Source organism: Streptomyces sp. CNZ301 (assembly GCF_004217425.1).
On the sequence record NZ_SHLG01000001.1, the window covers coordinates 2528942 to 2551558 of the forward strand.

The 22617-nt window shown below is 71.9% G+C and carries 15 protein-coding genes and 1 pseudogene; 5 read left to right on the forward strand and 11 right to left on the reverse strand.

What is annotated here, in order from left to right; genetic code table 11:
• Positions 1-70: 70 nt before the first annotated feature.
• Both pruA and EV375_RS10875 read right to left on the reverse strand, forming a co-directional pair.
• Complete coding sequence (pruA, locus tag EV375_RS10870; protein ID WP_130299262.1) at positions 71-1702, reverse strand: L-glutamate gamma-semialdehyde dehydrogenase; 1632 nt, start codon at positions 1700-1702, stop codon at positions 71-73.
• Between the two features lie 41 nt (positions 1703-1743).
• On the reverse strand, positions 1744-2673 hold the full coding sequence (locus tag EV375_RS10875; protein ID WP_130299263.1) for a proline dehydrogenase family protein: 930 nt from the start codon (positions 2671-2673) through the stop codon (positions 1744-1746).
• Between the two features lie 355 nt (positions 2674-3028).
• Here EV375_RS10875 and EV375_RS10880 point away from each other — a divergent pair, with 355 nt between their 5' ends.
• Both EV375_RS10880 and EV375_RS10885 read left to right on the forward strand, forming a co-directional pair.
• Positions 3029-4258, forward strand: coding sequence for a helix-turn-helix domain-containing protein (locus tag EV375_RS10880; RefSeq protein WP_130301756.1), 1230 nt, complete (start codon positions 3029-3031; stop codon positions 4256-4258).
• A gap of 208 nt (positions 4259-4466) precedes the next feature.
• Complete coding sequence (locus EV375_RS10885) at positions 4467-5225, forward strand: GNAT family protein (RefSeq protein WP_130301757.1); 759 nt, start codon at positions 4467-4469, stop codon at positions 5223-5225.
• Between the two features lie 22 nt (positions 5226-5247).
• On the opposite strand, the gene EV375_RS10890 is transcribed toward EV375_RS10885, so the two are convergent.
• The 3 genes from EV375_RS10890 to EV375_RS10900 form a co-directional block, all read right to left on the reverse strand.
• On the reverse strand, positions 5248-5703 hold the full coding sequence (locus EV375_RS10890; RefSeq protein ID WP_486588723.1) for a DinB family protein: 456 nt from the start codon (positions 5701-5703) through the stop codon (positions 5248-5250).
• A 274-nt stretch (positions 5704-5977) separates the two neighbouring features.
• Positions 5978-7567, reverse strand: a complete 1590-nt coding sequence (gene serA, locus EV375_RS10895; protein WP_486588405.1) for a phosphoglycerate dehydrogenase — start codon at positions 7565-7567, stop codon at positions 5978-5980.
• Positions 7568-7841: 274 nt separating this feature from the next.
• Positions 7842-10454, reverse strand: a complete 2613-nt coding sequence (locus tag EV375_RS10900) for a glycoside hydrolase family 3 protein (RefSeq protein ID WP_130299266.1) — start codon at positions 10452-10454, stop codon at positions 7842-7844.
• A 213-nt stretch (positions 10455-10667) separates the two neighbouring features.
• Here EV375_RS10900 and EV375_RS10905 point away from each other — a divergent pair, with 213 nt between their 5' ends.
• Entirely contained in the window at positions 10668-11684 is a 1017-nt protein-coding gene (locus tag EV375_RS10905) for a GlxA family transcriptional regulator (RefSeq protein WP_130299267.1), read from the forward strand.
• A gap of 102 nt (positions 11685-11786) precedes the next feature.
• On the forward strand, positions 11787-12413 hold the full coding sequence (locus EV375_RS10910; protein WP_130299268.1) for a DJ-1/PfpI family protein: 627 nt from the start codon (positions 11787-11789) through the stop codon (positions 12411-12413).
• Positions 12414-12436: 23 nt separating this feature from the next.
• On the opposite strand, the pseudogene EV375_RS10915 reads toward EV375_RS10910, so the two are convergent.
• The 6 genes and pseudogenes from EV375_RS10915 to EV375_RS10940 all read right to left on the reverse strand — a co-directional run.
• Positions 12437-12559: pseudogene (locus tag EV375_RS10915) on the reverse strand (histidine phosphatase family protein); the annotation flags it as partial.
• Positions 12560-12776: 217 nt separating this feature from the next.
• Positions 12777-13775, reverse strand: a complete 999-nt coding sequence (ilvC, locus tag EV375_RS10920; RefSeq protein WP_130299269.1) for a ketol-acid reductoisomerase — start codon at positions 13773-13775, stop codon at positions 12777-12779.
• A gap of 222 nt (positions 13776-13997) precedes the next feature.
• Complete coding sequence (ilvN, locus tag EV375_RS10925) at positions 13998-14522, reverse strand: acetolactate synthase small subunit (protein ID WP_028435325.1); 525 nt, start codon at positions 14520-14522, stop codon at positions 13998-14000.
• Positions 14523-14569: 47 nt separating this feature from the next.
• A complete protein-coding gene (locus tag EV375_RS10930) occupies positions 14570-16438 on the reverse strand; it encodes an acetolactate synthase large subunit (RefSeq protein WP_130299270.1) in 1869 nt (622 codons plus the stop codon).
• Positions 16439-16675: 237 nt separating this feature from the next.
• On the reverse strand, positions 16676-20044 hold the full coding sequence (locus tag EV375_RS10935; protein ID WP_130299271.1) for a diguanylate cyclase domain-containing protein: 3369 nt from the start codon (positions 20042-20044) through the stop codon (positions 16676-16678).
• Positions 20045-20405: 361 nt separating this feature from the next.
• Positions 20406-21395 (reverse strand): 2-hydroxyacid dehydrogenase, encoded by a 990-nt coding sequence (locus EV375_RS10940; RefSeq protein ID WP_107097654.1) that lies wholly within the window; start codon positions 21393-21395, stop codon positions 20406-20408.
• Positions 21396-21523: 128 nt separating this feature from the next.
• Between EV375_RS10940 and EV375_RS10945 the strand changes: the two genes are divergently transcribed.
• Entirely contained in the window at positions 21524-22525 is a 1002-nt protein-coding gene (locus EV375_RS10945) for an aldo/keto reductase (RefSeq protein ID WP_130299272.1), read from the forward strand.
• Positions 22526-22617: the final 92 nt, after the last annotated feature.

Consider the following 22617-nt stretch of genomic DNA (forward strand, 5'->3'; position numbering starts at 1 on the left):
TGCCGCCTCACCAGCCGTCCCGGCTCCGCACGGCGACGGCCCGGCCCCGTGCGGAGCCGGGCCGTGGAGGTCAGCCCATGTGCGGGTACCGGTAGTCGGTCGGCGCGACCTGGGTCTCCTTGATGGCACGCGGCGACATCCAGCGCAGCAGGTTGAACTTCGAGCCCGCCTTGTCGTTCGTGCCGGAGGCGCGGGCGCCGCCGAAGGGCTGCTGGCCGACGATCGAGCCGGTGGGACGGTCGTTGAGGTAGAAGTTGCCCGCGGCGAAGCGGAGTTTCCCGCTCGCCTCGGCGAGCGCCGCCCGGTCCCTTGCGAGGACGGCGCCCGTCAGGGCGTAGGCCGCGACGGACTCCATCTGCTCCAGCATCGTCTCCCAGTCGCCGTCCTCGTAGACGTGCACGGCGAGGATCGGGCCGAAGTACTCCTCGGAGAAGACCTCGTTCTCCGGGTCGGTGCAGGCGATGACCGTGGGCTTGATGAACCAGCCCGTGGAGTCGTCGTATTCGCCGCCGACGAGGATCTCGCAGGTGGGGTCCTGCTTCGCGCGGTCGATGGCGGCCTTGTTCTTCGCGAAGGCGCGGTCGTCGATCACGGCGCCGATGAAGTTGGACAGGTCACTGACGTCGCCCATCGCCAACCCCTCGGTCTCCGCGAGGAGTTCGTCCTTCAGGCCGCTGTCCCACAGCGAGCGCGGGATGTACGCGCGGGAGGCGGCCGAGCACTTCTGGCCCTGGTACTCGAAGGCCCCGCGCACCATCGCCGTCTTCAGCACGGCGGCGTCGGCCGTCGGGTGGGCGACGATGAAGTCCTTGCCGCCGGTCTCACCGACGATGCGCGGATAGGACTTGTAGCGCTCGATGTTCTCGCCGACGGTCCTCCACAGGTACTGGAAGGTCTTGGTGGAGCCGGTGAAGTGCACGCCCGCCAGGTCCGGGTGGGGCAGCGCCACCTCGGAGACGTCCTTCCCGTCGCCGGTGACGAGGTTGATGACGCCCTTCGGCATGCCGGCCTCCTCCAGCATCTCCATGAGGAGCACGGCGGAGTGGGTCTGCGTCGGGGAGGGCTTCCAGACAACAACGTTGCCCATCAGGGCGGGCGCCGTGGGCAGATTCCCGGCGATGGCCGTGAAGTTGAACGGCGTGATCGCGTAGACGAAGCCCTCCAGCGGCCGGTGGTCGAGCCGGTTCCACACGCCCTTGGGCTGGATCGGGGGCTGTTCGGCGAGGAGTTCGCGCGCGAAGTGCACGTTGAAGCGCCAGAAGTCGATCAGTTCGCAGGGGGCGTCGATCTCGGCCTGCTGGATCGTCTTGGACTGGCCCAGCATGGTGGAGGCCGCGATCGTCTCGCGCCACGGGCCCGACAGCAGTTCGGCGGCCTTGAGGATGATCGCGGCGCGGTCGTCGAAGGACATCGCGCGCCACGCGGGCGCGGCGGTGAGCGCGGCGTCGACGGCGTCCTGCGCGTCCTGCCTGGTGGCGTTCGCGTAGGTGCCGATCACCTTGCCGTGATTGTGCGGCTGCACGACGTCGACACGTGCGCCGCCGCCCATCCGCTTCTCGCCGTTGATGGTCATCGGCAGGTCGACCGGGTTCTCGGCGAGCTCCTTGAGCTTGCGCTCCAGCCGGGCGCGCTCGGGACTGCCGGGCGCGTAGGTGTGGACCGGCTCGTTGTACGGGGCGGGGACCTGGGTCACAGCGTCCATGGCTGCCGTCTCTCCTTCGTACGAGGGCACTGTCTGGGTGTTCAGCCGCGGGTGGCGAGCGAGCGGAGGAAGAATCCGAGGTTGGCCGGACGTTCCGCGAGGCGCCGCATGAAGTATCCGTACCAGTCGGTCCCGTAGGGGACGTAGACGCGCATCCGGTGGCCCTCGGCCGCGAGCCGCGACTGCTCGCTCTCACGGATGCCGTAGAGCATCTGGAACTCGAACTCGTCGTGCTTGCGCCCGAGTCGCCGCGCCAGCTCCTGCGTGATCGTGACCATCCGCGGATCGTGCGTGCCGACCATGGGATAGCCCTTGCCCGAGAGCAGGATCTTCAGGCATCTCACGTACGCGCGGTCCACTTCGGCCTTGTCCTGGTGGGCGACCGACGCCGGTTCGTTGTACGCGCCCTTCACCAGCCGTACCCGCGAGCCCTCCCCCGCCAGGTCCCGGCAGTCGTCCTCGGTGCGGTAGAGGTAGGACTGCAGCACGGCCCCGGTCTGCGGGAAGCTCTTCCGCAGCTCGGCGAGGATCGCGAGGGTGGAGTCCACGGTGGTGTGGTCCTCCATGTCGAGCGTCACGGTGGTGCCGGCCTCGGCCGCCGCCTCGACCACCGGCCGGACGTTGGCCAGCGCGATGTCGTGGCCGCCGTCCCGGAGCGCCTGTCCGAAGGCCGAGAGCTTCACCGACAGCTCGGCCCGCACTCCCAGGCCCTCCCCCGCCAGGGCCTCGGCCAGGGCGAGGTAGGCGTCGCGGTTGCGCAGCGCTTCCGCGCGGACGGTGGTGTCCTCGCCGAGGTGATCGAGGGTGACGTCGAGACCGCGGCCGGTCAGCGACCGCACGTTCTCCATGCACGCCTCCAGCCGCTCGCCCGCAACGAAGCGGTTGACGACGGGGCGGGTGACCGGCGTCGACGAGACGAAGCGGCGGATGCCGTCGCTGCGCGCGGCGGCGAGGAGCACTGGACCGAGCACGGGCACCTCCACTGACGTTCTTCTTCGCGCTCCTGGCGTCTTGCGGAGGTCCGTTCACCCGGACCGGAACGGTGCACGGGGGAGCGGAGCGCAATGGCGTCGGAAGCCACCCTGAATCTAAGGATCGCGCCATTCCGCGGCCATCGACAGCTGTCAGGCATCCGTGTCCCGGATCTCAGACATCTGTACGAGAATGGTGGCGCGGGCCGCCCGTGACGAGCGGAGGAGGACCGCACGGCGGTACGAGAGCGCTACGGCGCTGTGGCACTACGGCGCTACGGCGCTACGGCGCTACGGCGCTACGGCGCTACGGCGCTACGGCGAGGATTCGGAACAGCGGGACAGCGGGATGGCCATGCGCGAGGACTACCAGGCACTCATCGACGAGGTCTGCGCGCTGCTCGGCACCCCGGCAACGCTCGAGGCCCGCGACTTCGCCCTGATCGCCTTCGGCGCCCACGAGGGGGACGGCGAGGGCGACGAACCCGCCCTGGACCCGGTACGCAGGCGTTCCATCCTGGGGCGCCGCTCCAGCCCCGAGGTCCGGGCATGGTTCGAGAGCTTCGGCATCACCAGGGCCACGGGCCCCGTACGCATCGACCCCGAACCGTCGGCCGGCGTCGAGCACGGGCGCATCTGCCTCCCCGTACGGCATCGGGGCGTCGTCCGCGGCTACATCTGGCTGATGGACGACGGGGCGCTCGACCTCGCCGACCCCCGGCTGGCGTCGGCCATGGCGGTGGCGTCGCGGATCGGGGCCCTGCTGGCGGCGGAGACGCAGGCCGAGGCACGTGCGGGAGACCTGCTGCGGGAGATGCTCACCGAGGACGACCGGGGCAGGGCCGAGGAGTCGGCGGCCCAGCTGGGTGAGCTGCTCGGTCCGGCGGCCTCGGGGCCGCTGGCGCTCCTGGCCGTGGCCCCCTGGCCGGCGGACGACGCGAGCGGCGACTTGGAGGGTTCCGCAGTCGCGGCCGCACCTGTTCTTCCGCATGTGACGGCGCGGTGCGTGCTTGCGGCCCGCCTCCCCCGGCCCGGCCCTCCGGCCGGGTCCGGCCCGGCGCGGGCGCCGGGCCGGCAACCGGTGCTCGCCGCTCTGGTGAGGCTTCGCTCGGCGGAGGTCCGCGCCCCGGCCCGTACGGCCGCCGAGCAGTTGCTGCGCGTGCCGCGCTCCCCCGCCACCGTGGGGATCAGCGCACCCCGCCGCGGGCTCTACGGCGCCGACACCGCCTGGCGGGAGGCGCTCGCCGCGGCGCGGGCCGCAGGCGCGGAACCGGAGCGGCTGGGGCCGGTCGCCGAATGGGAGACGATCGGCCCGTACCGGCTGCTGGCCGCCCTGCCCGCAGGCGCCGCCCACGATGCGGCAGTCGCGCCGCTGTTGCAGCCGGCGCACCGCGAACTGGCGCGCACGGCCGAGGTGTTCCTCGACCACGCGGGCCAGGCGGGACGGACGGCCGCGGCGCTGGGCATACACCGTCAGACGCTCTACTACCGCCTCTCGCGCATCGAAGCCCTCACCGGCCTCGACCTCGACGACGGCGGCGCCCGGCTGCTGCTGCACATGGCGCTGAAGACCGCCCGGCTGTGACCGGTGGACGGAGCGGCCACGGGGACCGCCGCCCGGCGATGCGGCGGCCACGGTTCCGTCCCGCCGGGCGGTTTCTCCGCTCCGCCTGCCGAGGCCGTGCCGAGTGCGTAGCGTCTGCGGAGTGACGGACGGGGACGGCGGCCGAGGCGGCGGGGACGGGGCCGGGGACGAGCCGGATGGGCAACTTCGGGCCCTCTACGACGAGTTGATGCGCGGAGCGCCCGCCCAGCCTGCTCTCGGCGTGACGTACGAACAGGACGGGCCGCTCGTGCGTGCCGTGGGCGGCTTCCGGGCCTTCGTCTTCGGCCCCCGCGACACCGGTCTGCGCGGCGCCGCCCTGGACCGTCTGATCGCACGGCAGCGCGACCGTTTCGCCGCGCGGGAGGAGACGGCCGAGTGGCGCGTCCACGCGCACGACCAGCCGCCGGATCTGCCCGAACGGCTGCGGGCGGCGGGCTTCGTCGCGGGCGACGCCAAGACCGTACTCGTCGGCGCGAGCGCGGAGTTGGCCGCCGGCTTCCCGCAACCGGACGGGGTGGCGATCCGCCGCGTCACAGAGGCCGGGGACATGCGACGGATCGCGGCGATGGAAGCCGCGATCTGGGACATGGATCTGAGCTGGCTTGCGCGCTTCCTGACGGAGCGGGCCGCGGCGGCACCCGACGGTGCGGTGGTTCTGGTGGCCGAAGCGGGCCGGGCCGGCGGGCAGGTCGTCTCCGCGGGATGGATGATCTTCCAGGCGGGACGCGGCATCGCCGGGCTGCGCGGCGGCACGACACTGCCGGAGTGGCGCGGCCGTGGTGTCTACCGGGCCCTCGTCGCGGAGCGCGCCCGGCTCGCCGTGGCCCGCCGCGTGCCGCATCTGCAGGTCGACGCCTCGGACGACAGTCTGCCGATCCTGCGCCGCCTGGGCTTCCGGGCCGTTACGACCATGACGCCCTACGTGTGGACGCCTGCCCGCGACTGAGACCCGCCCCGGCCGAGGCCGTTCAGGCGCCGGTGGTCCCGTCGACGGCCTCGCGGAGGAAGTCGGCGTGGCCGTTGTGGCGTGCGTACTCGTGGATGAGGTGCAGCATCACCAGCCGCAGGGAGACCACTTCGCCGGTGCGGGCCTGGTGGCCGGTGACATCCAGGGACTCCGCCTCCCGCTCGATGCGGCGCGCGTGCCCGACCTCCTCCTGCCATGCGCCGAACGCCTCGGCCCGGGTGGACCGGCTCGCGTCGTACGCCGTCTGGAAGTCGCCGTCGTCGGACCAGACCAGCGGAATGTCCTCGCCGTTGATCGCGCGCCGGAACCAGGCGCGTTCGACCTCTGCCATGTGCCGCACCAGGCCGAGCAGCGAGAGCGTGGACGGCGGCGAGGAGGCGAGCCGCAGCTGTTCGTCGCTCAGGCCCTCGCACTTCATGGCCAGGGTCTCGCGGTGGAAGTCGAGGAAGGCCCGCAGGGTCTCGCGCTCTCCCCCGGTGAGCGGCGGAGAGGTCCGTTCTTCCCCCTCGGCCCTGGAAGGGCTGGCGGGACCCTCCCCCTCGGCCCTGGAAGGGCTGGCGGGACCCTCCCCCTCGGCCCTGGCGGGCCTGGGGGGACCCCCAGTCACGTCCATGTGTCCTGCCTTTCAGCTCTCGGCGTAGGCGCGGCCCCGCGCCCCTGTGAACAGGCGTGCGCCCGGGCCGTGTTCGCACGGCCCGGGCGCACCCCGGATGTACTGTCCCGCTCCCCGGTCAGTCGGAGAGGTCGACGCTGCGCGCGGACGTCGCCCCGATCTCACCCTTGATCTCGGCGAGTACGGGAGCCGGGATGTTGTCGTCGACGGTCAGCGCCACCAGCGCCTCGCCGCCCGCCGTGGCACGGCCCACCTGCATGCCGGCGATGTTGATGCCCGCCTCGCCGAGGATCCGGCCCACGGTGCCGACCATGCCGGGGCGGTCGGTGTACCGGAAGAAGGCCAGGTGCTCGGCCAGCGGCAGATCCACATCGTGCTCGCCGACGGCGACGATCTTCTGCAGGTGCTTCGGCCCGGTCAGCGTGCCGGAGACCGAGACCTCCTCGCCGCTGCTGAGGGTGCCCCGCACCGTCACCATGTTGCGGTGGTCCGCGGACTCGCTCGACGTGGTCAGCCGCACCTCGACGCCGCGCTCCTGAGCGAACAGCGGCGCGTTGACGTAGCTGACGGTCTCATCGACGACGTCCTCGAAGACGCCCTTGAGCGCGGAGAGTTCGAGCACCTTCACGTCGTGCTGAGTGATCTCGCCGTACACCTCGACGTCCAGCCGCACCGCGACCTCTCCCGCGAGCGCGGTGAAGATCCTGCCCAGGCCTTCGGCGAGCGGCAGCGCGGGCCGCACGTCCTCGGCGATGACGCCGCCCTGGACGTTGACGGCGTCCGGGACGAGCTCGCCCGCCAGCGCCAGCCGCACCGACTTGGCGACCGCGATGCCCGCCTTCTCCTGCGCCTCGCCGGTGGAGGCGCCCAGGTGCGGCGTGCACACGACCTGGTCGAACTCGAAGAGCGGCGAGTCCGTGCACGGCTCGCTGGCGTAGACGTCCAGCCCCGCGCCGGCGACCCGGCCCTCCTTGAGGGCGGAGGCCAGCGCCGCCTCGTCGACGATCCCGCCGCGGGCGGCGTTGACGACGCGGACGCTCGGCTTGACCTTGTGCAGCGCGTCGTCGCCGATCAGGCCGAGCGTCTCGGGCGTCTTGGGCAGGTGGACGGTGATGAAGTCCGAGGCCTCCAGCAGCTCGTCCAGGGAGAGCAGCTTGACGCCCATCTGCGCGGCCCGCGCGGGCTGCACGAACGGGTCGTAGGCGACGACCTTCATCCCGAACGCCGACATCCGCTGCGCCACCAGCACACCGATGCGGCCGAGTCCGACGACGCCGAGGGTCTTCTCGCTCAGCTCCACGCCGGTGTACTTGCTGCGCTTCCATTCACCGTTCTTGAGCGCGGTGTTGGCCTGCGGAATGTTGCGGGCGCTGGCGATCAGCAGACCGCAGGCGAGTTCGGCGGCGGTGACGATGTTGGAGGTGGGAGCGTTCACCACCATCACGCCGGCCTTCGTGGCGGCCGGGACGTCGACGTTGTCCAGACCGACGCCGGCACGGGCGACGACCTTGAGTTTGCGTGCGGCCGCCACCGCCTCGGCGTCGACCTTCGTCGCGGAGCGGACGAGGATCGCGTCCACATCGGCGATGGCGGTGAGGAGTTCGTCCCGGTCGGCGCCGTTGCAGTGCCGGATCTCGAAGTCCGGGCCCAGTGCGTCGACGGTGGCGGGCGAGAGTTCTTCGGCGATCAGTACTACGGGTTTGCTCACGTGATCTCCAGTATGGGGGCACCTCCCAGGCCGAAGGCCCAGGGGGAGGATCATCCTCGCTGCGGGCAGCGGCGGGGAACTACGGCCACGTCCCGGCGACCGTAGACGGTGGAGGGGGTCGTCCCCGCGGGGCGACGGCGCAGGGCAGACGCACGACGCTGTGAGCCTGTGGCGCGCTCGGCTTGCCCGTGCAGTGTAGCTACGTGGGCGCGGTACGGGCTGCCCCTCCCCGTAAACGATCAATCACGGACCGCCGTCCCCGCGCGGCGTGCCCTCACTGCCCGGCAGTGGCGTCCGTACCGGCGTACACCACGGCCTCGCCGCGCACGTCACGGCTGGAGTGCGCCGTGAGCAGACGGTACTCGCCTGCCGGGGTGTGCCAGGAGCGCGTGGCCTCGTCCCACACCTGGAAGGCTCGCGGCTCGACGGCGACGGTGGCCCGCACGGTCTCACCGGGCGCCACGCCGACGACGGTGAAGCCGGCGAGCGAACGCAGCGGCCGGTGCGGACAGCCCTCCCCGCGCGGGGGCTCCACATAGACCTGCACGACCTCACGGGAGGGCCGCCGGCCGGTGTTGCGGACGGGCACGGTCACCTCCACCGGCTGCCCTTCCCGCCACGGCCCGGCGGACGGCTCGCCGTAGGACCAGTCCGAGTAGCCCAGGCCGTAGCCGAAGTCGCGCGCGGGCCGGCGCCCGAGGCGGTCCCAGCCGCGGTGGCCGACGTCGAGGTCCTCGCTGTAGTCGATCACTCCGTCGCGGGGGATGCCGTCCGGGACGGGGACGTCGCGGGGGTCGGCGGGAAGCGTCCAGGGCAGCCGCCCGGACGGTTCGCACGCCCCCGTCAGCACATCGGCGAGGGAACCCCCCGCCTCCTGACCGGGAAGCCACCACCACAGCACCGCCGGAACCTCGTCGAGCCAGGGCAGCAGCACGGGGGCGCCCGCGTTGACGACGACCACCGTGCGGGGATTGGCCCCGGCGACGCGGCGCACCAACTCGTGCTGGCGGCCCGGCAGTCCGAGGTGGGCGCGGTCCCATCCCTCCGACTCCGACTCGGGGTTGGTGCCCACGACGACAACCGCCGTGTCCGCCTCGCGGGCCGCCCGTACGGCCTCCGCGATCTCCGCGTCCGTGCCGGGCTCCGGTCGCAGATGGCGCAGCTCCAGCCGAGCGAAGCGGCCGAACCCGTTGACCTCGACGACCTGCACCGTCGCCGAGACCGTCACCTCCACGGCCTCGCCGCTCACGGTGACGCCGCGGAGGTGACCCTCGGGGTGCCCGGCGGAGGCGTCGAGCAGGACCTCCTCGGCGACCCTGTGGGTGCTCTCGCTGAGCAGCTCCCCGTCGATCTCGATGCGGTGCGCGCCGACGGGGGCGATCTCCAGGAGGTGCTCGCCGGGCTCGTCGAGCCGCAGGCGCGCTTCGGCCCGTACGGACACCGCGCCCTCGGGGAGCTCGCGCAGGGCACCGTCCCAGGGCGCGGTACGGGTCAGGGCCGACAGCTCCCGTCCGTCGGCGTCGTGCACGCTCAGCTCGACGGCTCCGCCCTCCAGGACGTCCGTGTCGACGAGCGGCAGGTGGCGCAGCGTCCGGCCGCCGCGGTGGCCGGTGACCTCGGCTGACGGGAACGCCGCGCGCAGCGCGTCCAGCGGGGCGCTGACGTACGGCGGGGTGACGCGTGCGCTGCCGCCGCCCTGGACGAACGGGTCGAGGGCGTTGGCTCCTATCAGCGCTATGCGGGAGGTGGCCCGCGGAAGGGGAAGCAGCTCGTCCTCGTTGCGCAGGACGACGGTGGCGCGGGCCGCGGTCCGTCGCAGAAGGGAGGCGGTCGCGAGCTGGTGCCCGGATGCTTCCTCGTGCGGGGGCGGGCCGCCGGGGGCCCGGCCGTCCGGGTCCTGGCCGTCGTCCCCCGCAGCGGGACCGGGCACGGGATCGGACAGGGCCTCGGACAGGGCGCCCACGCGGGCCGCGAGCCGCAGGATGCGGCGCACCTTGTCGTCGATGTCCTCCTCGGGGACCTCACCGGCGCGCACGGCGTCGAGCAGTCCCTCGGCCCAGGGGCCGCCGGGGCCGGGCATCACCAGGTCGAGCCCGTTGCGGGCGGAGGCGACCGTGCTCTTCGTCGCGAGCCAGTCGCTGACCACGACTCCGTCGAACTCCCATTCCCCCTTGAGCAGTTCGCGCAGCAGCCCGCGGTGCTCGGTGGCCGGCGCCTCCTCGGCTCCCTCCCCCGGCCCCTCGCCTTCCCGGGGAGAGCCCCAGCTCAGGCCGTTGTAGGCGGCCATGACCATCCACACCCCGGCGTCCTTCACGACCCGCTCGAAGGGCGCGAGATACACCTCGCGCAGCGCGCGGACGCTCAACCGCGAGACATAGCTCGTGCGTTCGGTCTCGGAGTCGTTGGCGACGAAGTGCTTGATGCACGCGCCCACTCCCTCCCGCTGGAGCGCGGCCACGTACGGGACGGCCATGCGCCCGCTGAGCAGCGGGTCCTCCGAGAAGCACTCGAAGTGCCGCCCCGCCAGGGGCGTTCGCTGGAGGTTGACCACCGGCGCGAGGACGACGTCCGCGCTCTTGGCGCGCGCCTCCCAGGCCATCAGTGCGCCCAACTCCCCTGCCAGCGACTCGTCCCACGTGGCCGCGAGGGCCGAGGGCGCGGGCATCTGCGCCGACGTCGTGGGCGCAAGTCCGCGGCCGCGCACGCCGATCGGCCCGTCCGAGACGGTCAGCGCCCGCAACCCCGCGGAAGGAAGCGGACAGAGCATCCATTGGGTCTCGCCGGTGAGCACCCGCACGCGCTCTTCGAGGCTCAACCCGGCCACCAGCGCGTCGAGCCGGTCATCGGTCGGCTGCGAGGACGGAGCGGGCCGGCCGGCGATTGTCATGAGTTTCTCCCGGAGGACGTCGTAGGGGTATCCCCGGACCCGCCAGGGTCCAGGGGAAGGCGCCGAGGCCGCCTCACCCCAGGCATGCTCCCCAGGCACGGCCGTCCGAACCGCAGGCACAGCCACGGCGGACGAGCATGTCAGAGGCGCATGGCAGTAAAGGTGGGATCTTCGTCGTTGCTGACATCGACGGCCGCCTGAAGAATCGGGGTCATGTCCGGGAGACCCCGAAGAAGCGCCGGAGACGTGCTGGTTGTCGTCTTCGACGGCGTGCAGAGCCTCGATGTGACCGGCCCCGTCGAGGTGTTCGCCGGCGCCTGCCTGTCCGCCGGCGACCCCGGCGCGTACCGTCTGCGCACTGCCTCGCCCGACGGCGGACCGGTCCGCACCTCCAGTGGCCTCAAGCTCGTCCCGGACCTCGCACTCGCCGACGCCCCGGCACCGGACACACTCCTGGTGCCGGGAGGTCAGGGCACTCACGCCCCCGACTCCCGCCTGATCGACTGGCTCCGCGCGCACGGACCCTCCGCCCGGCGCCTCGTCTCCGTCTGCACCGGCGCGATGCTGCTCGCCGAGGCGGGGCTGCTGCGCGGTCGCCGGGCGACGACTCACTGGGCGTACAGCCACACCCTCGCCCGCCGCCACCCGGACACCGAAGTCGACCCCGGTCCCATCTACATCCGCGACGGCAATCTCTCGACCTCCGCCGGTGTGACGGCGGGCATCGACCTCGCGCTCTCCCTCGTCGAGGAGGATCTGGGCCGCGACGTCGCACTCGACGTCGCCCGCCACCTGGTGGTCTTCCTCCACCGTCCGGGCAACCAGGCGCAGTTCAGCGCCCAGCTCTCCGCACAGACCGCACAGCGCGAGCCGTTGCGCGACGTCCAGCAGTGGATCAGCGAGCACACGGACGGCGATCTCTCCGTCGCCTCGCTCACCGAACGGGCCCGGCTCTCGCCGCGGCACTTCGCCCGTGCCTTCCTCGCCGAGACCGGCGTGACGCCCGGCCGCTACGTCGACCGCGTGCGCCTGGAACAGGCCCGCAGGCTGCTGGAGGAGAGCAACGACAGCGTCGCGGAGATATCCCGTGCCTGCGGATACGGCACCCCGGAGGCGCTGCGCCGGGCCTTCGTCAGGGTGCTGGGCTCGGCGCCCGCCGAATACCGGCGACGCTTCCGGCCTCCGTCCGGCGGTGCGCGCCGCGAGCAACTCGCCCCCGACGAAGCCTGACCGAAGCCCGAACGGGCCCTGTCCCACGCCTCGTTCCGGGTCTCACGCCCCGTTCCGGCCGCGCCGGACTACGCCCGACGAACCGTCTCCGAAAGGGAAGTCATGCAGATCGCGATTCTCCTCTACGACAACTGCACCGTCCTCGACGCCGTGGGCCCCTACCAGACGCTCGGCCCGCTGCCGGACGCCGAGACCGTCTTCGTCGCCGAGCAGGCAGGTCCCGTACTGGACGACAACCGGAGCCTCTCGCTGGTGGCCGCGAAGTCCCTGTCCGAAGTCACCCGGCCGGACATCGTGATCGTCCCCGGCGGTCCCGAACCGGACCTGGGCAACGGGGCGGTGCTCGACTGGCTGCGCGCGGTCGACGCGACCTCCACGTGGACGGTCTCCGTGTGCACCGGCTCGCTGCTGCTCGCGGCGGCGGGACTGCTGGACGGCCGCCGGGCCACGTCCCACTGGACGACACTGGAGCGGCTGAGGGAGTTCGGAGCCGAGCCGTCGCGTGAACGCGTGGTGTTCGACGGCAAGTACGTCACCGCCGCCGGAGTGTCCGCCGGCATCGACATGGGACTCACGCTCGCGGGCAGGATCGCCGGCGACGAACACGCGCAGGCCGTGCAGCTGATGATCGAGTACGACCCGCAACCGCCGTACGACGCCGGCTCTCCGGACAAGGCGCCCGCCGCGCTGGTGGAGCTGATCAGCGGGGCACCGGCCCCCGGACACTGACGGCCCGCGCTCCCGCCCCCACCTCAGACGTCGATCTCACGCGGCTCGCCCGTGCCGCGGAGCTCCGGCGGGAGGTGGCTCATGTCGTTGAAGAGGATCAGTGAGGCGGGACGTCCGGGCGCGTAACGGACGACGGTCAGGGCGGCCTGACGGCGGCCGCGCTCCGCCAGAGTGCCCTCGTCCGGTGACGCCTCGCCGTGGCGGGCGAGGTACAGACAGCGGACAGCGGTGCCGGCGTGCCTTCCGGTTCCCTGCACGCTCGGCCTGGCGGCGGGAACAACGGCCTGCACGAGCACGTCCTGCCTGCCCGCCGCGCGGCGGGCAGGCAGGACGCCACGTGCGTCGGCTGACCGGCCGGAGGGATCAGGCCTGCTCGTCGACCCAGCTCATCAGCCCGCGCAGCTTGCGGCCCGTGCTCTCCAGGAGGTGGTCGTTCGCCGCCTTCTTGTACTCGTTGTACTTGGGCAGGCCGGCGTTGTACTCCTTCATCCAGTTGTTGGCGAAGGTGCCGTCCTGGATGTCGTCGAGCAGCTTGCGCATCTCGGCCTTGACCCCGTCGTTGATGATGCGCGGGCCGCTGACGTAGTCGCCCCATTCAGCGGTCTCGGAGATGGACCAGCGCATCTTCTCCAGGCCGCCCTCGTACATGAGGTCCACGATCAGCTTCAGCTCGTGGAGGCACTCGAAGTAGGCGATCTCCGGCTGGTAACCCGCCTCGACCAGCGTCTCGAAGCCCGCCTTGACCAGCGCCGACGTACCGCCGCACAGGACGGCCTGCTCGCCGAAGAGGTCCGTCTCGGTCTCCTCGGTGAAGGTCGTCTTGATGACGCCGGCGCGGGTGCCGCCGATGCCCTTGGCGTAGGAGAGCGCGAGGTCGAACGCCCGCCCCGTGGCGTCCTGTTCGACGGCGACGATGCACGGAACGCCGCGGCCCTCCTCGAACTGGCGGCGTACCAGGTGGCCCGGACCCTTCGGCGCGACCATGCACACGTCGATGTTGGACGGGGGCTTGATGAAGCCGTAGCGGATGTTGAGCCCGTGACCGAAGAAGATGGCGTCGCCGTCCTTGAGGTTCGGGGCGACGGACTCCTCGTAGACCTTGGCCTGGATCGGGTCCGGGACCAGGATCATGATGACGTCGGCCTCGGCGGAGGCCTCCGTCGGCGTGGTCACCTTCAGGCCCTGCTCCTCGGCCTTCGCGCGGGACTTGGAGCCCTCGTGCAGGCCCACCCGCACGTCGACCCCGGAGTCGCGCAGGGACAGCGCGTGGGCGTGGCCCTGGCTGCCGAAGCCGAGAACCGCCACCTTGCGGCCCTGGATGATGGACAGGTCGGCGTCGTCGTCGTAGAACAGCTCGGCCACTTGGGAATTCTCCTCTTTCGGGGTCCGGGGAAGCCCCCGGGGTGGTTCTGAAGGATTTTCTTGACGGGGTGCGCCGCCCAACCTACGACGGCCGGGCGGTCCGCACTGCGAGGGGTCACCGGCCGGTGCCCGGCGGGGGTACCCCCGGCCGAAGTCCCCCTGGGCCCGGCGGCCCGGGAGGTACCCCGCTGGGGAGTGCCCGCACGCGGGCGGGCACACGCCTCAGGCGGACCGGTCCAGGGCGCGCAGGCTCCGGTCTGTGATGGAGCGTGCGCCGCGCCCGACGGCGATGGTCCCTGACTGCACCAGCTCCTTGATGCCGTACGGCTCCAGCATCTTGAGCATGGCGTCGAGCTTGTCACTGCTGCCGGTGGCTTCGATGGTGACGGCCTCCGGCGAGACATCCACGGTCTTGGCGCGGAAGAGCGAGACGATCTCGATGATCTGGGAACGGGCCTCGTTGTCTGCGCGGACCTTCACCAGAACGAGTTCACGCTGGACGGCCGAGGCCGGATCCAGCTCAACGATCTTGAGAACGTTGACGAGTTTGTTGAGCTGCTTGGTGACCTGCTCCAGCGGCAGGTCCTCCACGTTCACGACGATCGTGATGCGGGAGATCTCGGGGTGCTCGGTCACGCCGACGGCGAGCGAGTCGATGTTGAAGCCGCGGCGGGAGAACAGCGAGGCGATCCTGGCGAGGATGCCTGGGGTGTTCTCCACCAGGACGGAGAGCGTGTGCTTGGACATCTGTCGTTCCCTATCTCGTGCGTCCTTGAGTCCTTGGGCTTCCGTGCTCACTCGTCGCTGTCGCCGAAGTCCGGACGGACTCCCCGCGCCGCCATGACCTCGTCGTTGGAGGTGCCGGCGGCCACCATCGGCCAGACCATCGCGTCCTCGTGGACGATGAAGTCGACGACGACCGGACGGTCGTTGATCGCGTTGGCCTTCTCGATCACCGAGTCCAGCTCGTCGGGGTCCTCGCAGCGGATGCCGACGCAGCCCATGGCCTCGGCCAGCTTGACGAAGTCGGGGCAGCGAGTGCCCTTGTTGGGCTGCTGCACCTCCTCGGCGCCGGAGCCCGTGTGCAGCTTCGTGTTCGAGTAGCGCTGGTTGTAGAAGAGCGTCTGCCACTGGCGCACCATGCCCAGCGCGCCGTTGTTGATGATCGCGACCTTGATCGGCACGCCGTTCAGGGCGGCCGTGGCCAGCTCCTGGTTGGTCATCTGGAAACAGCCGTCGCCGTCGATCGCCCAGACCGTGCTCTGCGGCCTTCCGACCTTCGCGCCCAGGGCGGCCGGGACGGCGTAGCCCATCGTCCCCAGGCCGCCGGAGTTGAGCCACGTCGCGGGCCGCTCGTAGCCGATGTAGTGGGCGGCCCACATCTGGTGCTGGCCGACGCCCGCCGCGTAGACGGTGTCGTCCGGGGCAAGTTCGCCGATGCGCTCGATGACCTGCTGCGGGGAGAGGCTGCCGTCGTCGGGCAGGTCGTACCCGAGCGGGTACGTCTCCCGCCAGCGGTCCAGCTGCTTCCACCAGTCCGCGTATCCGCCGGCGGCGGCGCTGCCGGGGGCCGCCTCGCCCAGCTCGGCCTGCACCGCCACCACGAGGTCGGCGATGACCTCGCGGGCGTCTCCCACGATGGGCACGTCGGCGGCGCGGTTCTTGCCGATCTCGGCGGGGTCGATGTCGGCGTGCACGATCTTCGCCAGCGGCGCGAAGGAGTCGAGCTTGCCGGTGACCCGGTCGTCGAAGCGCGCGCCGAGCGCGACGATCAGGTCCGCCTTCTGCAGGGATGTGACGGCCGCCACGCTGCCGTGCATGCCGGGCATGCCGAGGTGCTGCGGGTGGCTGTCGGGGAAGGAGCCGAGAGCCATCAGCGTCGTGGTCACGGGGGCCTTCGTCAGCTCGGCGAGGACCTTCAGCTCTGCTGTCGCCTTGGACTTCATCACGCCGCCGCCCACGTACAGCACCGGCCGCCGGGCCTCCGCGATCAGCTTCGCGGCCTCGCGGATCTGCTTCGCGTGCGGCTTGGTCACCGGGCGGTAGCCGGGCAGTTCGCAGGTGGGCGGCCAGTTGAAGAACGTGCGGCCCTGCAGGGCGTCCTTCGCGATGTCGACGACGACGGGGCCGGGGCGGCCGGTCGAGGCGATGTGGAAGGCCTCGGCGATGGTGCGCGGGATGTCGTCCGGGTTCGTGACCAGGAAGTTGTGCTTGGTGACGGGCATCGAGATCCCGCAGATGTCCGCTTCCTGGAAGGCGTCGGTCCCGATCGCACCCGAAGCGACCTGCCCGGTGATGGCGACCAGCGGCACGGAGTCCATGTGCGCGTCGGCGAGAGGAGTGACCAGGTTCGTGGCGCCGGGGCCGGAGGTCGCCATGCAGACCCCGACCTTGCCGGTCGCCTGCGCGTACCCGGTGGCCGCGTGGCCCGCGCCCTGCTCGTGCCGCACCAGAACGTGGTTGACGCGGGCGGAGTCCATCATCGGGTCGTACGCGGGAAGGATCGCCCCGCCCGGAATGCCGAATACGGTGTCGGCGCCGACCTCCTCGAGAGCACGGATGAGGGACTGGGCGCCCGTCATCGCGGCCGGCGCGGCCTTCTGCTGTCCGACGGTGCGGGCCCGCGGCTGGGGTTTGGGAGCCGCGGTGGACTGCTCGGTCATCGCTGATCTCTTCTCGAGAGTGAGGGTTGACGCTCGTTTTGTGCGGTTGATGCTCGGTGGCGGAGCTTGTACTCCGGCGCTGATGCAACAAAAAACCCCTCGTGCCGTGAGGCAGGCGAGGGGAGCGCGTCGCTGTGGTCGCAGGTCCGGAACGAGGACCCGGTCAGTCGACGCGCTTTCCAAGTACGAGAATTCGGGTGCGCATGGCACAGACCCTCCCCCGGCACACTTTCCGTGTCAAGTGGGTGGGACACGCGTCTCAGCATGCGGGCAAGGCGCGGGGGGCCGTGTGACCGGCTCCACAGCTTCTTGCACGTCCCCCGAGACCAGCCACGGAGGCATGTTCTCGCGCCGCTCCTGCAACCGTACGGGCAGGGCTCCGGCGACCACGACCGAACGGCTGCCGCCCCGGCCCGAAGGAGTGTGCCCGCCCCTGCCGCCCGCCGCGCCCGCCCCCGGGGGACCCTGAGGCCGCCCGCACGCGGCCACGCCTCGCGCGGGCGTGCGGTCCTCGGGCACGGGCAGCACGCCCCGGGAGAGGGCGTGGCGTAACCGGTGTTCGTCGAGCGGCCCGGCGAAGACCGCACCCTGGCCGTGGGTGCAGCCCAACTCCCGGAGTTTGGCCGCCTGTTCGGGAAGATCGACGCCCTCGGCGACCGACATCAGGCCGAGGTCCCCCGCGATGCGCAGCAGCCCCTTGGTGATCTTGCGCTGCCTTGTGGAGTCCAAGACTCCCTCGACGAGACCGCGCTCAAGTCTCACGATGTCCACCGGCAGCCGCCGCAGCGCCGAGACGGCGAGCGGTCCGCTGCCGAACCCGTCCAGGGCGACGAGCACGCCGAGCCGGTGCAGTGCGCTGAGCCTCGCCTCCAGCTCGTCCAGGGGAAAGCGGGCGTCGGCGCCCGTCACCTCCAGGATCAGCGAGCCCGGCGGCAGCTCCTGCCGGCTCAGCACCGCCTCGACCGTTCGACCGTCCCGTCCCGGCTCCGTGAGGCATGCCGCGGGCAGCCGTACGGAGACGGGCACCGGGAATCCCGCGCCGTGCCGCGCCGCTGCCTGCTGCACGGCTGCTTCCAGCAGGGTGCGTCCCGTCTCGGCCGCGCCGCCGGACGGGACCGCGTCGCCCGGCCCGCGGCCGCCGCCGGCGTCGTCCACTCCTCCACCTGCGTCACCGCTCCCCGCTCGGAGGAACTCGGCCGGCGTGAACAGAACACCCTGGGCGGACCGTCTGCGGGGGTGCGCCGTGACCGCCGTGATGCTGCCTCCGGCCAGTTCGACGACGGGCTGGTGCAGCAGCGTGAACTCGCTGCCGGGCTGCGGCACTGCGGCCGGGACCGGCGTCGTCGGCACCTCACCGGCGCCCCGGTTCTCGCGCCCGGCGGCGGACGCACGGTCCGTGCCGCCCGGGACGCCGGTCGGCTGCGTGCCAGCCGCCTCGTCCTGCGTCCGGGGCGTGTACAGCTCGACCCTCGCCTTGCCCGCCTGCTTGGCGCGGTACATCGCGAGGTCCGCGTTGCGCATCAGCGTGGTCGGGGAGATACCGGGCTGCGCGAAAGCGATGCCGATAGACGCGGCGACGCGCACCTCACGGCCCTCCACGGTGTACGGCTCGGAGAGGGTCATCCGGAGCCGGTCGGCGATCTCGTGGATGCGCAGCTCGCGTTCGGCGTCGGCGTGCGTGCTGGGGTTGCCGTCGCCGAGGATGAGCACCGCGAACTCGTCACCGCCCAGACGGGCCGCCGTGTCGCCCGCCCTGACCGATTCCTGGAGCCTGCGGGCGGCCGCGACGAGCAGTTCGTCCCCGCCCTGGTGCCCGATGCTGTCGTTGACCGCCTTGAAGCCGTCCAGGTCGATGAAGAGCACCGCGTGTTCGCTGTCGCCGCCGCGGCGGCCGACCAGCGCCTTGCGCACGCGCTCGGTGAACAGCGCCCGGTTGGGCAGGTCGGTGAGCGGGTCGTGGGAGGCGTTGTGCTGCAACTGCGCCTGGAGACGGACCCGTTCGGTCACGTCGCGGCTGTTGAAGATGAGGCCGCTGCGGTAGCGGTTGACCGTCGACTCGACGTTGAGCCAGTGCCCGCGGCCGTGCCGGAAGCGGCACTCGATCCGCGTCGAGGGCTCCTGCTCGGGCGGCGTCGCCAGGAAGCGCCGAAGCTCGTGCAGTACCCGCGCGAGGTCCTCGGGGTGGATCAGCGCGGCCAGCTCGGAACCGATGAGGGCGTCGCCGTCCCGGCCGTAGACACCCGCCGCCGCGGGTGAGACGTAGCGCAGCATCCCCGTGGGCGAGGCGATCATGATGACGTCGCTGGACCCCTGGACCAGCGAGCGGAAGTGGTTCTCCTTCTGGGCCAGTTCCTGGGTGAGGCTGATGTTGTCCAGCAGCATGATCCCCTGCCGTACCACCAGGGAGAGCACGACGGTGCACGCGGTGAAGAGCACCACGCGGTCGATCTCGCGCCCCGCGACGGCGTTGTAGAGAATCCCCAGCGTGCACACGGCCGCCGCCAGATACGGCGTGAGCGCCGTCAGCGAGCCCGCGATCGGACGGCTCGGACTGTCGTCGTACGGAGCGATCTCGCGCTCCGCGGCCGCAGCGGCGGCTCCGGCCGCGGCGGGGGTGGGGACGGGAACGGCTTTCGGCGCCGGACCGCGCTGGGCGGACTCCCGCTCGCCCTTGACCCACGGCGCGTAGGCGAGCAGCAGCGCACCCGCGAACCAGCCGGCGTCGAGCAACTGCCCCGACGTGTAGTGCTCGCGCAGCATCGGAGAGGTGAACAGCGCATCGCACAGCACGGTCAGGGCCAGGGCCCCGATGGCGGTGTTGATGGCCGAACGGTGCGCCGCGGAACGCCTGAAGTGCAGCGCCAGCACCATGCTCACCAGCACGATGTCGAGCAGCGGGTAGGCGAGGCTGAGCGCCGCACTCGCCACCGAGTCGCCATCCCAGTACGTCGTGTGGACGAGCGCGAGCGACCAGGAGATCGTCAGCAGCGAACCGCCGATCAGCCACGAGTCGAGCCCCAGGCAGACCCAACCGGCGCGTGTGACGGGCCTCTTGGCCAGCACGAGCAGGCCGATGATGGCGAACGGAGCGAAGAGCACGAAGCAGAAGTCGGCGGCCGAGGGGCGGGGCACCGGCTGGTGCAGCACCACCTCGTACCATCCCCAGACAGCGTTGCCCGCGGCCGCCATCAGCGACGACAGGCCGAACAGGAACCATGCGGGGCCCAGTTGGGTGCCCCGGTGCGTGCGGGCGTACCGCATGCACGAGGCGGCGGCGAGCAGCCCGGCGGCGCTCAGCCCGAAGTCGCCCATGAACAGCGAGACCTGCTCGGACCCCCAGCCGAAGGCGGCCCCCACCGCGTAGCCCCCGCAGAGGACGACGAGCAGGCTCTGGGGCAGCACGCTCACGAGCCGCACGCGCACCGGGGTGCCGGACCCGCGCGGCGTCGTCGCGTCCCGCGGGGGCACCGTGGCTCCCGGCCTGCTTCCGCCGGGCAGTTGACCGCTGTCCGGGGCGGCGGCCGACGCGGAGGGCGGAGCGAATGCCGGCGCACCGGCCGGGGTCCGCACGAGGCTCTGGCGCGTGGCGGCGCCCCCGGCCGTCATCGTGTCCCCTCGGGGAACGGAGGCTTCTCGTACCGCCGGGCCGCGCGGACGCGGCACACGCCCGCGGGTACGCCCGCGCTCCGGCCTCCCTGCGGGACCGGCCGACGGCACCGTGTCCGTGGTGTATGACGCTTCGTCCACCGGCAGTTCGTCCATTGGCCGCGCATTCGCCCGTCGCCCCCCTCGTGTCCGGGTTCGCCCCCCTCTTGGACGATACACCAGAACAGTCACAGAGGGACATAGTCCCGATACAGAACGTGACGACCAGCGACGTTGCGGATACTGGGAGCGTTCGTACGCCTCCGGAGCGTATTTTCCCGGCGGTTGCGGCGCCCTCGGAACAACTCCCGGGCGCCCGGGATCACTCGGCCACGGCCACCGTGTGCTCCAGCGGCTCGCCCCGCGCCCACCGGCCCAGCTGATTGCGCAACAGCCGCTTCGCGCGCGGCAGGAAGGCGGTCGTCGGACCCCCGACGTGTGGCGTGATGAGCACACCCGGGGCGTGCCAGAGCGGGTGCCCGGCGGGCAGCGGCTCCGGGTCGGTCACGTCGAGCGCCGCGCGCAGCCGGCCCGACTCCACCTCCGCCAGGAGGGACTTGGTGTCCACGACTCCACCGCGTGCGACGTTGACCAGCAGCGCGCCGTCCTTCATCCGGGAGAGGAATCCCGCGCCCGCCAGGCCCCGGGTCTCCTCCGTCAGCGGCGTGCAGAGGATCACCACGTCTGCGTGCGGCAGGAGCCGGGGAAGACTGTCGAGCGCGTGCACGGGACCCCGCGGCGACTCACGCGCCGTACGGGCGACGCGAGTCACCTCCTCGACCTCGAAGGGCACGAGCCGTTCCTCCACGGCCGAACCGATCGCTCCGTGGCCCACGATGAGCACGGACTTGTCGGCCAGCGCGTCGTAGACCCCCGGGCTCCACTCCTCGGCGTCCTGCGCCCGTACGAAGGTGGGCAGCCGGCGCAGCGCCGCCAGCGTGAGCGTGAGCGCCAGTTCGGCGGTGGACGCGTCGTGCACGCCGCGGGCGTTGCACAGCAGGGTCCCGGCGGGAAGGTCCGGTACGGCGTCGGCGACGTGGTCTATCCCCGCCGTGAGCGTCTGCACCACCCGCAGCCGCGGCATCTCCCGCAGCGGGCGCACGGCCACGGCCTGCCCCTTCATGTAGGGGACCACGTAGAACCCGCAGCGTGCCGGGTCCGCGGGGAACTCCTCGTCGCCGTCCCAGAAGTGGTAGGTCAAGCCGTCCGGAAGTCCTTCGATGTGCGCGGGGGGAATGGGCAGCCACACGTCTGTGGCGGTCCGTTCCGCCGACGGTGTCCCCGATTCCTGCGGTGCCGGTGAGGGTGCCATGGTCAGAGGCTAGTTGCTGACGCGCCCCGAGCCGGAAGAGGTACGTGAGGAGTGCCGCACGTGCCCTCCTCGGACGCCGTCACGGGCAGGCGTTAGTTTGGGGGCCGGCAGAGGGGAGTCGGGTCCAGGTGGAGCGCAGGACGATCGGTGCGGCAGCGCTCGAAGTGGGTGCGATCGGCCTCGGCTGCATGCCGATGAGCTGGGCGTACTCCACCTCCGAGCAGAACGGTGAGGAGTCCGTCCGTACGGTGCACGCCGCGCTCGACCGCGGCGTGACGCTGCTGGACACGGCCGACATGTACGGGCCGTTCACCAACGAGCTGCTCATCGGCCGCGTCCTCAAGGAACGCCGCCACGACGCGTTCGTCTCCACCAAGTGCGGGCTGCTGGTGGGAGAACAGCACATCGTCGCCAACGGCCGCCCCTCCTACGTGAAACGGGCCTGCGACGCGTCGCTCCGGCGGCTGCAGACGGACTACATCGACCTCTACCAGCTGCACCGCGTCGACCCCGAGGTGCCGGTCGAGGAGACCTGGGGCGCCATGTCCGAACTGGTCGCCGCAGGCAAGGTCCGCGCCCTCGGCTTCTGCGCCGTCGGCGCGCGGGCGGACCACCGGAAGAGCCCCGGTGCGGCCGGGGTCGACGCCGCGACGATCCGTCACCTGGAGCGGGTGCAGGGCGTCTTCCCCGTCAGCGGCGTGCAGGCGGAGCTGGCCGTCTGGTCGCGTGAGGCGCTGGGGTCGCTGCTGCCGTGGTGCATCTCGCACGGGGTCGGGTTCATGGCCGCCATGCCGCTCGGCAGCGGCTTCCTGAGCGGCACCCTCACCCCGGGCGGCGGCTTCGAGGCGGACGACGTGCGTGCCCGGCACCCGCGCTTCACCGCCGAGATGATGGCCGCCAACCAGCCGGTCGTGGCGGGACTGCGCCGGATCGCGGAACGGCACGGCGCGACGCCCTCCCAGGTGGCCCTCGCGTGGCTGCTGGCGCAGGGCCGGCAGGTGATCCCGCTGCCGGGCACGAAGAAGGAACGCTTCCTGACGGAGAACTGCCGGGCGGCGGACCTGGATCTCACGCCCGCCGACATGGCCGAACTGGGCGCGCTGCCCTCCGCGCGAGGTTCGTGGGAGTAGGCCCGCCGCCTCGTCGCTGTGCTCGCATCCGTACGGGAAGTTCCGCTGCGCGCGGCAGGGCGGTCACGGATGTGGTGTGCTGAGTCCTCTGA

Coding starts and splice junctions, on each gene's coding strand:
- pruA (WP_130299262.1), bottom strand. CDS start 1,702: ATGGACGCTGTGACCCAGGTCCCCGCCCCGTACAACGAGCCGGTCCAC.
- EV375_RS10935 (WP_130299271.1), bottom strand. CDS start 20,044: ATGACGGCCGGGGGCGCCGCCACGCGCCAGAGCCTCGTGCGGACCCCG.
- EV375_RS10910 (WP_130299268.1), top strand. CDS start 11,787: ATGCAGATCGCGATTCTCCTCTACGACAACTGCACCGTCCTCGACGCC.
- EV375_RS10900 (WP_130299266.1), bottom strand. CDS start 10,454: ATGACAATCGCCGGCCGGCCCGCTCCGTCCTCGCAGCCGACCGATGAC.
- EV375_RS10930 (WP_130299270.1), bottom strand. CDS start 16,438: ATGACCGAGCAGTCCACCGCGGCTCCCAAACCCCAGCCGCGGGCCCGC.
- EV375_RS10880 (WP_130301756.1), top strand. CDS start 3,029: ATGCGCGAGGACTACCAGGCACTCATCGACGAGGTCTGCGCGCTGCTC.
- EV375_RS10885 (WP_130301757.1), top strand. CDS start 4,467: ATGCGCGGAGCGCCCGCCCAGCCTGCTCTCGGCGTGACGTACGAACAG.
- ilvN (WP_028435325.1), bottom strand. CDS start 14,522: ATGTCCAAGCACACGCTCTCCGTCCTGGTGGAGAACACCCCAGGCATC.
- EV375_RS10940 (WP_107097654.1), bottom strand. CDS start 21,395: ATGGCACCCTCACCGGCACCGCAGGAATCGGGGACACCGTCGGCGGAA.
- EV375_RS10905 (WP_130299267.1), top strand. CDS start 10,668: ATGTCCGGGAGACCCCGAAGAAGCGCCGGAGACGTGCTGGTTGTCGTC.